This is a genomic window from Pedobacter suwonensis, from assembly GCF_900111825.1.
In the GTDB taxonomy this organism is placed as follows: Bacteria; Bacteroidota; Bacteroidia; order Sphingobacteriales; family Sphingobacteriaceae; genus Pedobacter; species Pedobacter suwonensis.
In genome coordinates this window covers 158,605-175,023 of the sequence record NZ_FOJM01000016.1, presented here as the reverse complement: position 1 = coordinate 175,023, position 16,419 = coordinate 158,605, and the positions used below count along the sequence as shown (strand labels likewise).

Annotated in this window: 9 protein-coding genes; 3 read left to right on the top strand and 6 right to left on the bottom strand. The window is 39.4% G+C overall.

The features are described from left to right. Nucleotides 1-696 precede the first annotated feature (696 nt). The 3 genes from pth to BM107_RS19690 all read right to left on the bottom strand — a co-directional run bounded on the left by pth (nt 697) and on the right by BM107_RS19690 (nt 3,070). On the bottom strand, nt 697-1,257 hold the full coding sequence (gene pth, locus BM107_RS19700) for an aminoacyl-tRNA hydrolase (protein WP_090986512.1): 561 nt from the start codon (nt 1,255-1,257) through the stop codon (nt 697-699). Nucleotides 1,258-1,457: 200 nt separating this feature from the next. Continuing rightward, nucleotides 1,458-2,042 (bottom strand): 50S ribosomal protein L25/general stress protein Ctc, encoded by a 585-nt coding sequence (locus tag BM107_RS19695; RefSeq protein WP_090986510.1) that lies wholly within the window; start codon nt 2,040-2,042, stop codon nt 1,458-1,460. 86 nt (nt 2,043-2,128) lie between these two features. Further along, nucleotides 2,129-3,070: a ribose-phosphate pyrophosphokinase gene (locus tag BM107_RS19690; protein WP_090986508.1), complete on the bottom strand. Its 942-nt coding sequence runs from the start codon at nt 3,068-3,070 to the stop codon at nt 2,129-2,131. 368 nt (nt 3,071-3,438) lie between these two features. Between BM107_RS19690 and BM107_RS19680 the strand changes: the two genes are divergently transcribed. The 3 genes from BM107_RS19680 (at nt 3,439) to BM107_RS19670 (ending at nt 10,502) form a co-directional block, all read left to right on the top strand. Continuing rightward, nucleotides 3,439-6,465 (top strand): glycosyltransferase family 117 protein, encoded by a 3,027-nt coding sequence (locus BM107_RS19680; protein WP_090986506.1) that lies wholly within the window; start codon nt 3,439-3,441, stop codon nt 6,463-6,465. 214 nt (nt 6,466-6,679) lie between these two features. Further along, a complete protein-coding gene (locus tag BM107_RS19675) occupies nt 6,680-9,721 on the top strand; it encodes a glycosyltransferase family 117 protein (protein WP_090986504.1) in 3,042 nt (1,013 codons plus the stop codon). 226 nt (nt 9,722-9,947) lie between these two features. Beyond that, nucleotides 9,948-10,502 carry an REP-associated tyrosine transposase gene (locus BM107_RS19670; RefSeq protein WP_090986501.1) on the top strand — a complete coding sequence of 185 codons (555 nt, stop codon included), beginning with the start codon at nt 9,948-9,950 and terminating at the stop codon, nt 10,500-10,502. 199 nt (nt 10,503-10,701) lie between these two features. Here the strand turns inward: BM107_RS19670 and BM107_RS19665 are convergent, their stop codons facing one another. From BM107_RS19665 to BM107_RS19655, 3 genes are all read right to left on the bottom strand, one after another. Next, on the bottom strand, nt 10,702-11,664 hold the full coding sequence (locus BM107_RS19665) for an acetyl-CoA carboxylase carboxyltransferase subunit alpha (RefSeq protein ID WP_090986499.1): 963 nt from the start codon (nt 11,662-11,664) through the stop codon (nt 10,702-10,704). 790 nt (nt 11,665-12,454) lie between these two features. Next, nucleotides 12,455-14,014 (bottom strand): S10 family peptidase, encoded by a 1,560-nt coding sequence (locus BM107_RS19660; protein WP_090986497.1) that lies wholly within the window; start codon nt 14,012-14,014, stop codon nt 12,455-12,457. Between the two features lie 336 nt (nt 14,015-14,350). After that, nucleotides 14,351-16,282 carry an alpha-amylase family glycosyl hydrolase gene (locus tag BM107_RS19655; RefSeq protein ID WP_090986495.1) on the bottom strand — a complete coding sequence of 644 codons (1,932 nt, stop codon included), beginning with the start codon at nt 16,280-16,282 and terminating at the stop codon, nt 14,351-14,353. Between the last annotated feature and the right edge of the window lie 137 nt (nt 16,283-16,419).

The following is a 16,419-nucleotide window of genomic DNA, read 5'->3' as shown; positions in this document are numbered from 1 at the left end:
TACCTATTAATGAGCAGAATGCGGCATCATGCATTTCCGTATAGCTAGGCCATAGCACCGTATCACCGTTCTACTTAAAACCGGCCTAATAAATTTTTCGGACTGCACTGTTCTAGCCATAACACTGGCTTTGAAAGAAAAATTTTCAGCCGGCATTTTTTGTTACTTTTTGATGCCAAAAAGTAAGAGCCCTTCGGCGGCGGTGAGCCGAGGCAAGAATTGTGCGAAGGAAAAAACGTCAATCATATTGATTTTTATATCATAAATTATCCCTCAGGATGACAACATTAATCTTATACGCCTAGGTAGCAGTTGCAACTATGCTCTACACTTATTCCGATGCTAATTTAGTGCCGTTTATCGGTAAAAAATCGGAACCGCTTCGATAGGTTTAGATGGCAAGTAAAGCAATTGCTATCCGGGGGGTGTATAACGCTGACAAATAACAGCTTATTGGGAAACTATGCTATTCAACCCTTTAACAACAGCATAGACACTGCCATTTTAGACCTGATTGAAATGGAAAGCCCACAGCGCAGCGAGGACTTGAAATGGAAAGCAGGACGAACCTTAAAAGAGCTACTGTAATTGCTCTTCAAATGACCTTTTTTGGACTACACTCCTTTGAGATTTAAATTACAAAAGATCCTTCGTTGCGCTTAAGATGACAGTATGGACAGTTAGCCCATTAACTATCTATTTATTAAAAGCTGTCATGGTATGGGCAGGTCCAATGGTAACGAAGCTTTTAATCAACTCTACACTTTTATCAATTAATGCAGGAAGTTCTAACTGTTCATTTTTATCAAACAAACCCAAAACGAAATCTATTTGCCTGCCTTTAGGGTAATCATTTCCGATGCCGAAGCGTAGACGCGCATAATTTTGTCCACCGCAAACTTCTTCTATGCTTTTTAATCCATTATGACCGGCGCTGGAACCCTGCAGTTTCAACCGGAGCTTTCCAAGCGGCAACGCAAGATCATCGACAACAACCAGCACATTTTCCGGTGCTATTTTTAATTCCTTCATCCAGTAGTTTACGGCTTTACCGCTCAGGTTCATAAAGGTGGTCGGTTTAATTACATGCAGTTTTTTACCTTTAAAACCAACCTCAGCATAATAGGCCAAACGGATATTGTCGAAACTACCACCTAAGCCTTTTACCAATTCATCGGCGATATCAAAGCCGATATTATGCCTGGTGTGCGCATACTCCGGTCCGATATTTCCTAAGCCAACTATAAGATATTTCATGGAAGCAAAGATAAAAAAAAGTCCGAAGTCAGGAGTCTGAAGTCGGGAGTCTAAACCACTAATTTCCAAACAACCTCTTGATGAAGAGTGGGGCAGTTACCAATAAAGGTATGACAGAACTAACTTTATATCAATAAAAAAAGCGTTCCGACCTAAATCGAAACGCTAATCTTGAAATCAGGAAATCCTAAGAATCCTGATTATTTTTTACCTTTTGCAGCTTCAGTTTCTGCTTGTTTTAATGCTCTAGACATTGCAACAGAAACGATGGTATCTTCAGGAGTGTTAGTGATTACATATTTGTCACCTTGAAGGTCACGAACACGGAATAAACTACCTACTTCTAATTTCTCTAAGCTTACTTCTACGTTTTGCGGCATGTTAGCTGGTAAAGCTTTAACACGTAGTTTACGTAATTTCTGGATTAACTTACCCCCCATTTTAACACCTGGAGAAGTTCCTGTTAATTTAACCGGGATCTCCATAACGATTTCTTTATCGTCAAATAACTGAAGAAAATCGATGTGCAATAATACATCGGTAAGTGGGTGGAACTGAGTATCTTTTACGATAGCTTTGGTTTTGGCACCGTTAACATCGATTTCAACAAAGTTTACTTCCGGGGTATAAATAACATCTCTTAAATCAGCAATAACCACAGCTAAGTGTTGTTGCTCTTTTCCACCATACAATACCGCCGGAACTTTACCTTCGTAACGAAGTTCCTTGGCATCGCGTTTCCCTACGTTCTCTCTTGGAGAACCGCTAATTGCGATTGTTTTCATTTTTATATTTATTTATTTATTAGTAGTAAGTATTAAGTATCAAGTATCCAGACCTTAAGCCTTCAACCTTTTACCTTCAACCTTAATTAAACTCTAAACAGGTCACTAATTGAACCATGTTCGTTTACATTAGCAATTGCCCTTGCAAATAAACTGGCTGTGCTTAGCACCCTGATTTTCGAACTTTCCCTTTTCAGCGGGATCGTATCTGTAACGATCAGTTCAGTTAACACCGAATTTTCTACCGTTTCAACGGCTTTGCCAGATAATACAGCATGTGTACAAACTGCCCTCACACTTGCTGCGCCATTTTCCATAATCAAAGCAGCAGCTTTCGATAAAGTTCCGGCAGTATCACAGATATCATCAATCAGTACCACGTCCTGTCCGGTTACATCCCCAATAATCGACATCGATTCGATTTCATTGGCACGTTTACGGCGCTTATCACAAATAATTACCTCAGCATTAAAAAACTTGGCAAAAGTACGTGCCCTGTATGAACCGCCCATATCCGGAGATGCAATGGTTAAGTTTTTTAAACCTAAGCTTTTGATATAAGGTACAAAGATTACCGATCCATCGAGGTGATCAACCGGGATATCAAAGAAACCCTGTATCTGTGCAGCATGTAAATCCATCGTCATGATGCGGTGAATACCTGCTGATTTCAATAAGTTGGCCACCAATTTGGCACCGATTGCTACACGTGGCTTGTCTTTTCTATCCTGACGGGCTAAACCATAATAAGGAACAACTGCTGTAATATAATGTGCAGATGCCCTTTTAGCAGCATCAACCATAAGCAAAAGTTCCATTAAATTATCGCTGGGCTGATAAGTTGACTGGATTAGAAAAACATCACTACCCCGGATTGACTCATCAAAAGAAGGCTGAAATTCTCCATCACTGAATTTGTGAATGGTTACGCTACCAAGTGACTTGCCGTAATGCTCGGCAATTTTAAGTGATAATCCTTTAGAACCTGTTCCGGAAAAAAGCTTTACCGGGTTAAACTGCAATGGCATGGGTTCGTGTAGTTACGGTTAAAAAAAATCGGATCATGCCTATTTAAAACATGATCCGTTATTAAATTTTAGTTGTCCGACCTGGATTCGAACCAAGACAAACGGTACCAAAAACCGTTGTACTACCCTTATACTATCGGACAAGCTTTATCAAAGATATTCTCTTTGAAAGGGAATGCAAATGTAGGAACCTTATTTTAAATATGCAAGAGAGATTTTAAAATATTTTTAATTTCTTTCCCGCTGTTCCTGTTTGCGATGCAAAGATAAAAAAATCATCATATAGCATGCAACATTTTCTTTTTTTATGTGACTTTTTTTAATACGAACCACTTAAATCATTTATTATCAAAGACTAAAATTAAACTATGAATTACTCAAGGATCAACACCATTGGAGGCTGGCTCTGTTTTGTTATTGCCGCTTTCACGTACATTTTAACCTTAGATCAATCTGTAAGTTTCTGGGACTGTGGCGAATTCATTTCTTCTGCCTTCCGGATGGAAGTAGTTCACCAGCCAGGCGCTCCAATAGTCTCCATGATCCAAAAGTTATTTTCGATATTCGCTTTTCACGATAAAACCAAGGTCGCCTATTTCATTAATATATCTTCTGCGCTTGCAAGTGCCGGCACTATTCTATTTCTGTTCTGGACCATTACTGCACTGGCCAGGAAAACAGTAGTTAAAAAGGACGAAGAAATCAGTAGTCAAAAAATAATCGGGATTATCGGTGCAGGTTTTGTTGGCGCTTTGGCCTATGCTTTTTCTGATAGTTTTTGGTTTTCAGCTGTAGAGGCTGAAGTTTATGCCATCTCATCGCTCTGTAGCGCCATTGTATTCTGGGGCATATTAAAATGGGAATCACAGGCTGATGAACCAAAATCAGACCGTTGGTTACTTTTTGTAGCTTACATGATGGGGATATCAATTGGTGTACACATTTTAAACCTGCTAACCATTCCCGCATTAATATTTGTTTATTATTTCAAAAAGAACCAATCGCCCAATTGGAAAGGCATTTTAAAGGTATTCCTTGTTTCAATAGCTGTATTGGCGGCGGTACAATTTGGAATCATCCAATATGTAATATCTTTTGCCGCAAGCTTCGATTACTTTTTTGTAAACACCCTGGGTTTAGGCTTTGGAACAGGGATATTGTTTTTTGCGGTATTCCTAATCGGGGGACTGGTTTACGGTATTCGCTATTCCATCCTTAAAAATAAAAGGGTTTTGAACCTAGTGATGTTGTTTACCGTCTTGCTACTTTTTGGATATAGCTCTTTTGCGCTTCTCATCATCAGGGCACAGGCTAAACCAAATTTAAACAACTATAATGTAGATAATGTATTCTCGTTTTCGAGATATGTGAGTCGCGACCAATACGGCGACAGACCCTTGCTTTATGGCGAAAACTACAATTCAGAAAAAGTCGGAATTAAAGAAACAGGCAAGATTATCCGTAAAGGCGATAAAAAATACGAACCAGCAGGCACAAAATCGGAATATGTTTTTGCTGATAAAACTTTACTGCCACGCATGTATAGCGACAAACCTGAACATGTTAATTTTTACAAAAGTTACATGGGTTTTGACGACGAACATAAACCTACTCTATTGGATAATTTGAAGTATATGTTTTCTTTCCAGACCGGACAAATGTACATGCGCTATTTCATGTGGAATTTTGTAGGCAGACAGGATAATGAAGATGGACAACTTGGCGGGAAAGACGGTAATTGGCTCAGTGGTGTAAAACCTTTGGATGCGATCAGGCTGGGTAATCAAAAAAACCTTCCACCATCCATTGTAGAGAACAAAGCATATAATAGATTTTTCTTTCTGCCCTTAATTATCGGCTTAATTGGCGCCGTTTGGCATTTTAAGCGCAACCAAAAAGATGCAGGTGTTATCGGTTTACTTTTTGTATTTACCGGGGTGGCCATAGTGGTTTACTTAAATTCTGTTCCTGTTGAGCCCCGCGAAAGAGATTATGCTTACGTAGGTTCGTTTTATGCTTTTGCCATCTGGATCGGTTTAGGGGTACTGGGATTAAAGGATTTGTTTTCACAAAAACTAACGCCCTTGCGTGCCAGTATTTTTGCTACGGTTATAGCTTTATTTGGCGCCCCGATCATTATGGCCAACCAGGGCTGGGACGACCACGACCGTTCTGACAGTCACATGGCTAGAGACATGTCTATCAACTACCTAAAATCCTGCGCACCTAATGCCATCTTGTTTACCTATGGCGATAATGACACCTATCCGGTTTGGTATGCACAGGAAGTAGAAAATATCCGTCCGGATGTGCGGGTGGTGAATTTAAGCTTATTTACTGCCGACTGGTATATTGACGGTATGCGAAAAAAACAAAATGAATCTGCCCCTTTACCGATCACCCTTAAACATGAGCAATACGTTGAAGGCACGAGGGATATCATGTATTTCCAGGATTATAAAATTGCACAGCACATTGAGTTACAGGAAATTTTAGATGTGTTGCTGTCCGATCATGACGAGGATAAGGTAACCATGACAGATGGCTCTAAATACAATGTATTACCTACAAAGAACCTAAAACTGGCAGTAAGCCCACAACAGGTACTCGATACCGGAACCGTTCCAAAAGAAGATGCCGGAAAAATAGCAAGCAGTATGGAATGGACTTATAATTCGAATTTTGTAACCAAAGGTACTTTAGCTCTGTTTGATATTTTAACGCACAATAACTGGGAACGGCCGATTTATTTTAGCGGCGCCATGCCAGACGAGCAATATTTAGGGCTTAACAAGTACCTTTATTCCGAAGGTTTAAACAAAAGATTACTTCCGTTAAAACCTGATACGGCCATTACACAGGATTTTGATCGCGTAAACCTGAAACCGATGTACAACAACCTGATGAATGTGTATGGCTTCGGCAACATTAAATATGCCAATCATTTAGACAGACAATCTGCCGATGATGTAGCCATGATATCTAACATGTTTAATGGTTTATTAACCGGACTAATTAATGAGGGTAAAATTGTCGAAAGCAAAAAAGCGGTAAATAAATACTTTGAAGTAATTCCGGCTAAATTTTACAGCAGGCGCCAGGTAATGAGCACGTATTATTTTACCGAAAACCTGTATCGGTTAAATGATTTAAACCGTGCGAATGCTATGATCAAAAAAACGGCCGATTATGTCGGAAAAGAACTCACCCATCTTGCTGATGTTTCGGAAAGCAAAAACCAGTTATCATCAGAACAGGATGTGCGTTTATACCTTGGTTATTTAGGCCAGATGGTCAAACTGACCAATGCATTTAAACAGGCAAGCCTGAGTAAAAACCTCGAAAAACAATATAATGATCTGATTGTAAGATTTACTCCTTTTGCTGCAGGATAGGCAAAAAACATGCTAAATGTAACCCATAAGCAGATTTCACCTTTCTGCTTATGGGTTTTTACTTTCCAATAAATTAAAATCCTTTATGTTAAAGCCCTTAAGCCGTTAAAAATTGTTAAATCAATGCAAAAATTTACCTGTTTTATCGACTAGAATAGTTAATTTCGGCAGCATTTTTATGTGAAAACATTTTTTAATATCATTAAACAAACCAATGAATTATTCAAAAGTTAATAATATAGTAGGCTGGATCTGCTTTCTAATTGCTACACTAACTTACGTTTTAACCTTAGAGCCTTCTGCCAGTTTTTGGGACTGTGGTGAATTTATCGCATCGGCATTTAGAATGCAGGTTGTTCACCAGCCTGGTGCGCCTTTATTCTTAATGATCCAACGTTTCTTTTCTATTTTTGCAGCGGGTGATTTAACCAAAATTGCTTACTGGATGAACGTGGGTTCGGCTGTTTCGAGTGGGGCAACTATCTTATTTTTATTTTGGACAATCACCGCATTGGCTAAAAAAACCATATTAAAAGCTGGTGAAGAATTAACTACAGGCAAGTTAATCAGTATTATGGGTGCAGGTGCCGTTGGTGCTTTAGCTTATACTTTCTCTGATAGTTTCTGGTTTTCGGCGGTAGAATCTGAGGTGTATGCACAGTCATCATTGTTTACCGCCATTGTATTCTGGGCTATACTAAAATGGGAGGCGCATGCCGATGAGCCAAGAGCCGACCGCTGGTTACTGTTTATTGCCTATATTATGGGTTTATCAATCGGTATCCACTTACTAAACCTGTTAACCATCCCAGCACTTGCTTTCGTTTACTATTTTAAAAGAACCGATAAAGCAACCACATCCGGAATCATCAAAACACTACTGGTAGGTATCCTGATCTTGGCAGTAATTCAGTATGGTATTATCCAATATCTTGTATCATTCGGTGCTTATTTCGATCTGTTCTTTGTGAACACATTGGGTATGGGCTTCGGAACAGGTGTATTGTTCTTCGCTATATTATTGATCGGCGCCCTGGTTTGGGGAATCCGTTATTCGATCAAGCATCAAAAGAAATTATTAAATTTAGGTTTAATCTCTACAGTTTTAATCATTTTCGGTTATGCCTCTTTCGCAATGATCATCATCAGGGCAAAGGCTGATCCAAACTTGAATAACAGTGCGCCGAAAGATGCTTTCTCTTTCTTAAGTTACCTAAACCGTGAGCAATATGGCGATAGACCATTGGCCTATGGACCAAACTACAATTCTGAAAGAACAGGTGTAACTGAAGGTAAAACCATCTGGAGAAAAGGTAAGGATAAATATGAAGTAGCAGGTAAAAAAACCGACTACGAATACAACAACAACACCTTATTGCCACGCATGTATAGTGACGACCCTAGACATGCCAGTTTTTATAAAGAATGGATGCACTTAGATGACAGCAAACATCCGAATGTAGTTGACAATGTTGGCTTTTTGGCCAGCTACCAGATCGGCTATATGTATATGCGTTACTTCTTCTGGAATTTCGTTGGTCGCCAAAACGATGAGCAAGGCCAGGGCAGCGGATTTGAAGGTGAATGGATTAGTGGTATTAAACCATTTGATAGCTGGTTACGTGGTGATCAAAGTCATTTGCCACCATCAACTGTTGATAATAAAGCTTACAACCGTTTCTTCTTTTTACCGTTGATTATGGGCATAATCGGCGCATTATGGCATTTTAAACGCAACCAGAAAGATGCTGGCGTAGTGGCTTTGTTGTTCTTTTTTACAGGTATTGCGATTGTATTATATTTAAATCAAAAGCCTTTAGAGCCTCGTGAACGGGATTACGCTTATGTAGGTTCTTTTTATGCCTTTGCCATATGGATTGGGTTAGGAGCCCTTGGAATTAAAGAATGGCTGTTTAAAAAATTAACCCCAACTGCCGGAGCTATTGGCGCCACAGTAATTGGTTTACTGGCCGCACCGGTTATCATGGCCGAGCAGGGATGGGATGACCACGACCGTTCTACCAAACTGGTTCCACATGATATTGCTTATGATTACTTGCAATCATGTGCGCCAAATGCCATCTTATTTACTTATGGTGATAATGATACCTACCCGCTTTGGTATATCCAGGAAGTAGAAAATGTTCGCCCCGACGTACGTATTGTAAACTTAAGTTTATTTGATACAGATTGGTACATCAACGGTTTAAGGCAAAAACAAAACGAATCTGCCCCATTGCCAATTACCATGAAGCCTGAGCAATATGTACAGGGAGAAAGAGACGTGATGCCATATGATGATTATAAAATTGCGGGTAGCGTTGAACTTAAAAACGTAGTTGATTTATTGTTATCAAACGATGAGAGCGATAAAGTACCGATGCAGGATGGAACAAAATCTAACTTCCTGCCTACTAAAAATCTTAAAATTACGGTAGATCCACAGCAAGTAATCAGTACCGGAACGGTGCCTGCAGCAGATGCTTCAAAAATTACCACCACAATGGATTGGAAATTTAATAAAGGTTACGTGACCAAAGGAACTTTGGCCATGTTCGACATCCTGGCACATAACAACTGGAAACGCCCGATTTATTTCGCTTCCACTGTTCCTTCTGAGCAATATAACGGTTTGGATAAGTATTTATACAGCGAAGGTTTAGCTTTGCGTTTATTGCCGCTTAAAGCCGACACAACCGCATCTGAGGATAGACCGGAGCAATTGAACACGCCTGTTTTATATAATAATGTGATGAATAAGTTTAAGTGGGGAAATATGAAAACAGCTAAATATTTAGATCCACAGTCATCAGATGATACATTTATTTTCACCAATATCTTCAGCAGCTTAACCAACAGCTTAATTAAAGAAGGTAAAATGGATGAAGCCAAAAAAGTGGTGGATAAATATTATGCGGTAATGCCGGATAAATTCTTCGGCATCCGTACAGTTGTCGTAAAATTCTATATGGCTGAAAACCTGTATAAATTAGGTGAAACTGCCAGAGCCAATGATATTTTAGACAAATCAGGCGATTACATCAATAAGGAATTGAATTACCTGGCCGATATTTCACAATCAAAAGGTTTAACCGGCTCACAGAATATCCAAACCGGCTTATACTATCTGGACCGCATGATTAAAACGAGCAAAGCTGCTGGACAGGATAAGTTGAGCGATAAATTGCAAAAGATTTTTAATAACCTGGAAGGCCGTTTATCCATGTTTTTCCCACAACAAGGTCCGCAACAATAAAGGGATCTGAAAATAGTTTACCAAGCAGCTGCATTCATTTGTAGCTGCTTTTTTGTTTGATTGCGTTCGTTTCTAACGAGTGCAGTAATAGCCTTACGATTTCATCGTAAAGATGATATAAATTTAAATTAGGATGTAAGTCATAAATATGATTAACTATCTAAATGCTCTTTAGGACAAGCGTTAGTAATTATGATTTTTCTGAATAAATAAATATTTTTATTAAATGTCAGATCAATACCAAGCAAGAGATCCAGAAGGCACCTACTTTTTAACTTTTACAATTGTAGATTGGGTCGATATTTTTACACGTATTTCTTATAAAGAAATCATAATCAACTCGCTAAAATATTGCCAATCTAACAAAGGACTAAAACTTTACGCCTATTGCTTAATGACGAATCATATACACCTCATCGCCTCAGCAAGTAGTGGTATAAAGCTTTTTGAAATTATAAGAGATTTTAAAAAGTTTACGAATAAGGCAATCATCACAGAAATTAACTCTGGAAATGAAAGCAGGAAAAAGTGGCTGTTGAATAAATTTGAATTCGCAGGAAGATATTTTACAAGAATTGAGAATTATAAAGTATGGCAAGATGGTTATCATGCTGTTGAATTAATCAGTCCGGAGTTTACATTTCAAAAGTTAAATTACATCCATCAAAATCCGGTTACTGCAGGGATTGTATCAGAGCCGGAGAATTATATTTATAGTTCCGCGACTAATTATCATGGGCTTAGAGGACTAATAGAAATTGAATTACTAGACATTGATTAATATTTATTGAATGCTTGCGCTCGTCTATAATGAGTGCAGCAATAGCCTTAAGATAATATTGTATAGCAAGCTAAAGGTATTGATAATTAACACCGTAAAATACGGTACCCTATTTACACGCTCGTTAGAAACGAGCGTGAGCACAAAAAAATCCCGTTCAGCAAGGCCAAACAGGATTCAAATTTATTTTAGTTAATGATTATTCGTTTACTACACCCATTTCACAGAATTTCTCAATCCTTTGCTCAATCATCTTATCTGTTTTCAATTTGCCCAAAGCGGCCAAATCCTTCACGATATATTCTTTTAATGTTTTACCCATTAACTCCGGATCCTGATGCGCACCACCAAGCGGCTCAGGAATAATGCCATCGATTAGTTTGTTGCCAAACATATCATCAGAGGTTAGTTTTAAGCACTCAGCAGCTTTTTCTTTAAAATCCCAGCTTCTCCATAAAATAGAAGAACATGATTCAGGAGAAATTACTGAATACCAGGTGTGTTCTAACATATATACCTTATCGCCTATTCCTATACCCAAAGCACCTCCGGAAGCACCTTCACCTACTACAATGCAAATAATCGGCACACGCAGAACCGACATTTCCAATAAATTTCTGGCAATAGCTTCACCTTGTCCACGCTCTTCGGCCTCTAAACCAGGGTAAGCACCCATTGTATCGATAAAAGAGATCACTGGCTTGTTAAATTTTTCAGCCAAACGCATTAAACGCAACGCTTTGCGGTAACCTTCCGGATTGGCCATACCAAAATTGCGGAACTGGCGCTCTTTGGTATTTTTACCTTTCTGATGACCAATAATCATTACCGTTTGACCATTTATAGAAGCAAAACCGCCAACAATAGCTTTATCATCTTTAACCGTTCTGTCGCCATGCATTTCAATAAAATCATCACAGATCATATTGATATAATCAAGGGTTTGCGGGCGATCTGGATGACGGCTCATCTGAACCTTGTTCCAACCGGTTAAATTTTTATATAAATTATTGGTAGTTTCATCTAATTTACCATCAAGTTCGTCCAAAGTGGCAGACATATCTACCTTGGTTTTTTCGGCAACTTGCTTAACCTTTTCTATCTGCTGAACTAAATCGGCAATAGGTTTCTCAAAATCGAATGATGTTTTTATTTGCTGCATAATTGAACCACAAAAATAAGTAATTATTTTTGGTTTGCAGCCAACAGTTTTTTGTTTAAGTGTTTAGGTAGAAAAATCGTGTCCGCCTAAAGAAAAATAGCTTTTTACTATTTTTTAATCATCATGGTTTGGAAAGCAATTGCAGTAGTGCTTTGGTTTGGTTCCGTCCCGCCCCCGTTTCTGCCGATTGAAAAAATCGGCATCTCACTCCGGTCGGGTTTAGATTACTCCTGTTCTCGCAACTATGCCGGGTTTCCGTGCCACCGCCCTAACCTATCTAGCCCTGATCCGATCGCCATCGGATGAAATGGAAAGCACGCAAGCGAGGCACGAGTGCGGACTTGTAATGCAAAGCAGGACGAACATTAATTAATACACTGTACCTGCGCTCCAATAAGCCTAAAAGCGTTGACAAATAATTAGCAACGTGCGTAGGAATTCGTCACCACTGAAAGACATATTATTTGGAAAGCAATACCTGTAGCCCGTTGGTTAAAGCAGTCCCGCCCCGTTTCTGCCGATTGAAAAAAATCGGCATCTCACTCCGGTCAGGTTTAGATTACTCCTGTTCTCGCAACTATGCCGGGTTTCCGTGCCACCGCCCTAACCTACCTAGCCCTGATTGAAGTGAAGATCTTTTTTTGTCACCCTGAGCGAAGTCGAAGGGCAAAAAAGATCGGAGCGCAAAGCAGGACTAACGATAATTATTGCAATACAAGTGCGCTCCTATAACCCAAAAATGCTGACAAATTAATAGCCAGGTGTATAGGAATTTATCAACGCTAAATTTTTAGAACTTAGCGGCCTCGCCTGCTTTTGGTAATGCTTTTTTAATAAATTCACGGATGTGGTTATTCGCCATTTTCAGATCATCTTTACGCAGGTACATCATGTGTCCACTGCGGTAACCTTCCCAAGTCATGCGGTCTTGCAGTTTACCTGCAGCATCTAACTGCCACATGCTGTATTTCGCATTAAAATAATCGCAGGCGCCGTCATAATAACCCGATTGCACCAATAGATGTAAGTATGGGTTTTGTGCCATGGCCTGGCGGAGGTTATCGCCGGTCTGGTCTCCGGATTTGTCCCATGGGTAAACGGAACCAAACATATTGTATTTCAAATCGGTTTTATAATTCAGCTCGTTGCGGATGTACATATTAATGGCTGGCGTAAAAGAATGCAACCAGGAGGTAAGTTCAGCATTATAATCTGGTGCTTCGCCAGCGCTCATTTTATCGATCCCCCGATAGCGCGAATCTAAGCGACCAACAGTAAAACCTTTGTCCCTCAATAACTCTTTCCAAAAGAAATCCGTTGGTACGTTAAGGTTATAATCTAAAATTACTTTTTCGGAAAGGCCGGAGTAACGCGCCATTTTTAGGGCAATGGCTTTCTTTTTATCTGCACTTAACATTCCTCCCTGCGAAATGGCCGGGATGAGTTCGTTAATGGTAAAAGTTTCTACTTCAGGAAGCATGGCTGTTAAATCTTTGCCTTGTAAATCGGCTGCCAAAGCTTTATGGTACCAGGCGGTAGCTGCAAAATATGGTAAACGCAAAGCGGCGTCAACCGGGCCGCTACGTTCAATACCCAATTCGGTTGGCGAAACCAATACCACACCGTTCAAATACATCCATTGACTGTTCTGCAGTTCTAAAGCCAATCCTGAAACGCGGGTAGTGCCATAACTTTCGCCAATTAAAAATTTTGGTGAGGCCCATCGGTTATTGCGGGTTACGAAAGTATTGATCCACTCGGCCAGGTATTTAATGTCGGCACGTACACCGAAGAATTTATTGGTTGGAATATCTTTGCTCACCGCTCTCGAATAGCCTGTGTTAACGGGATCGATATATACGATATCTGCCACATCTAAAATAGAATATGGATTTTCCTTATAACCATAAGGTTGGACAGGATAACCTTCATCATCAATATTCAAAACCACCGGACCAGTATAAGCAATATGCATCCATACAGAAGCAGAGCCCGGACCACCATTAAAAGAGATCACCAAAGGACGTTTATCCCGGCTTTGCACATCACTCCGTTCGTAATAGGTATAGAATAAACCGGCAATCGGTTTTCCATCTTCATCCCAAACCGGTAAGGTACCGGTAGTAGCCTTATACGGAACGGACTTTCCATCAATGTTCACCGAGTGATTGGTAACCACTGTACTCTCCACTTTAATGTTCCTTTCATTCGCTGAAGATTTAGGTTCATCTTTAATGGTTACCGGCGTAGTGTTTACGGTTTCTTTAGATTGGTTTTTTCTGGGACTTTGTTGTGCGTATGCGCAAATACCGATACTTAACAAGGCAGCAAGTATAAATCTGAGTTTCATGAAGTTTGGTTTGGTCCCTAAATATCAAACTATTATCGTATTAATCAAAAAAGCACATTAGAATTGTTACCATAAAAAAGCATTGATGAGAAAAGATAATGGATTGAAGCTTTTATAAATAATAGCAATAGGCTGGTTTGTAATTTACTTCAAACTTGACACGTTGAGCTTCCAATAGAACGTTTATCATCTCGAACGCAGCAACACAAAGTGGATCGATCTACCAAAAGATTTCTCCACTGCGTTACTCCGCCCGAAAGAAGGATCACATAAGCGAATTACTCTTCAGGAGGATAATTTTATATTTATGATTCAGCCTTTTGGGTACAAGAAAATTTACTTTAATGCTGTTTTACTAAAAATATGGTATTCCCCAGGTGTTAAAGTTTGCGTGTAGCTGCTGGTGCTTAAATTAACACTACCACCAACTGCATCGATCCAGGTTCCAGAAGACCCGAAATCAATATTGGCTGCCTGGCTCACTACATCAAAATTACCAACCACCACAACAGTGTTAGCTCCTTCAGTTAACTTGATATATTTGACGCCGCCGGCAAGGTTATATGTCGAATTGCTTGAATTAAAAATACTGTTATTTTTTTTCAACCTGATAAACCTGGCATAAGCATCGTATAATGCCTTACGGTTCGGATCGCTGTAATAATCCCATTTAATAGGTTTTTCACCTGTCCGCCCGTTAAAATCGATACTGATATCATAACCCAATTCACCAAACTGCCATACCATTTTAGGTCCTGGGATGCTGAACAAAAAGGCTGCTATGAGTTCTTCTCTTTTTAACGAAATAGCCAGGTTTCCTTTAATTACATAACTTCCGGAAGCATTGCCGTAGGTAATATTCTTAAAATTTAGGCGCTCCTCGTCATGACTTTCGCCATAGCCAACTAAGTTTTCCGATTTAGCGAAGCCATGGTTGGCATAAAAACCCCATTGAAAATTAGAATTATCCAACCAGCCCATCGTAGCCTCATTCATGTTATAATTCATATTGTTCCAGAGCATCATGCCCTCATCAGCCAGTACCTTCTCTTCAGATTCCTCTGCGAAATGTTCCAAAATCACATAAAAATTAGGGTCTAAACTTTTGATATAGCCATTGTAATCTTTCCAAATGGCAACACGGCCAGCATCGTACAACCTGAACTGTGCATCATCCGTTGATTGTTTCTGTGTAAATCCCTTTGAAAGATCGAAACGGAAACCATCAATTTTATATTGTTGCATCCAGAACTTCATCACGTCTTTCGAGAATTTTTTGGTCGCCGCACTTTCATGGTTAAAATCATAACCAACATTAAACGGATGTTTCGCATCCACATTAAACCATGGACTATTTGCTGTAGGTTTCGAGCCATCAAAATACAACTGCACCATCGGCGACTGACCAAAAGAGTGGTTTAACACCATATCCAAAATCACAGCAATGCCACGTCCATGGCACTCATCAATAAAATTCTGTAATGCGGTTTTGGTGCCATAATATTTATCGGGCGCAAAATAAAATGATGGATTGTAGCCCCAGCTTAAATTTCCTTCAAATTCGTTTACCGGCATTAATTCGATTGCATTAATACCTAAACCGGTTAAATAATCGAGTTTTGCCAAAGTTGAGGCATAGTTATGATCAGCAGTAAAATCGCGTACCAATAATTCGTAAATCACCAGGTTATTTTTTTCAGGACGGGTAAAACCGGTATTTTTCCAGTTATAAACGGGTTGGTTAGCCTGCATTACACCTACAATTCCTGTTGTTTTACCTGTTGGATAGGCTTTTAAATTAGGATAGGTTGCTGCTGAAATGTATTTATCATTATCAGGATCGAGTATTTTCTCGCAATAAGGGTCGGCAACTTTTAAGTTTCCATCTACATAAAACTGATAGGCATACTCTGTAGATGGATTTAAATTATCTACCTGAGTCCACCAATAATTTCCATCTGGTGTATTTTTCATGGGTAAGCTGGTGGTAGACCAATCGTTAAATTCGCCTATCAGTGTAACTGATTTTTTATTTGGCGCGTACAAAGTGATAATTGCAGATGTTCCGTTATTGATGAACACTACGCCATCTTTGGCCCCCGCAGGCAGATCAGCTTTCTGATCGGTTGGTGTAGGCTCTAAGCCGCCATCTGACGCTTTTTTACAGGCGGTACTAAATGCGGTTAATAATAGTAAAAAGTAAACAATCGTTTTTGCTCTTTTTATTTCGAGCAGATACGAACCAAGGCGGTTAATATTTTTTTTCATTTGGTTAGGTTATTTTTGGTTTTTACCACAGAGAACACTGAGTTTTTCACAGAGTGTACTCAAATAAATATTTTATCTCCTCGGTCTGTGTCCTCACAGACCGAAATATGACTAATGGTCTGTGAGACACAGACCAT

Coding starts and splice junctions, on each gene's coding strand:
- pth (WP_090986512.1), bottom strand. CDS start 1,257: ATGAAATATCTTATAGTTGGCTTAGGAAATATCGGACCGGAGTATGCG.
- BM107_RS19695 (WP_090986510.1), bottom strand. CDS start 2,042: ATGAAAACAATCGCAATTAGCGGTTCTCCAAGAGAGAACGTAGGGAAA.
- BM107_RS19690 (WP_090986508.1), bottom strand. CDS start 3,070: ATGCCATTGCAGTTTAACCCGGTAAAGCTTTTTTCCGGAACAGGTTCT.
- BM107_RS19680 (WP_090986506.1), top strand. CDS start 3,439: ATGAATTACTCAAGGATCAACACCATTGGAGGCTGGCTCTGTTTTGTT.
- BM107_RS19675 (WP_090986504.1), top strand. CDS start 6,680: ATGAATTATTCAAAAGTTAATAATATAGTAGGCTGGATCTGCTTTCTA.
- BM107_RS19670 (WP_090986501.1), top strand. CDS start 9,948: ATGTCAGATCAATACCAAGCAAGAGATCCAGAAGGCACCTACTTTTTA.
- BM107_RS19665 (WP_090986499.1), bottom strand. CDS start 11,664: ATGCAGCAAATAAAAACATCATTCGATTTTGAGAAACCTATTGCCGAT.
- BM107_RS19660 (WP_090986497.1), bottom strand. CDS start 14,014: ATGAAACTCAGATTTATACTTGCTGCCTTGTTAAGTATCGGTATTTGC.
- BM107_RS19655 (WP_090986495.1), bottom strand. CDS start 16,282: ATGAAAAAAAATATTAACCGCCTTGGTTCGTATCTGCTCGAAATAAAA.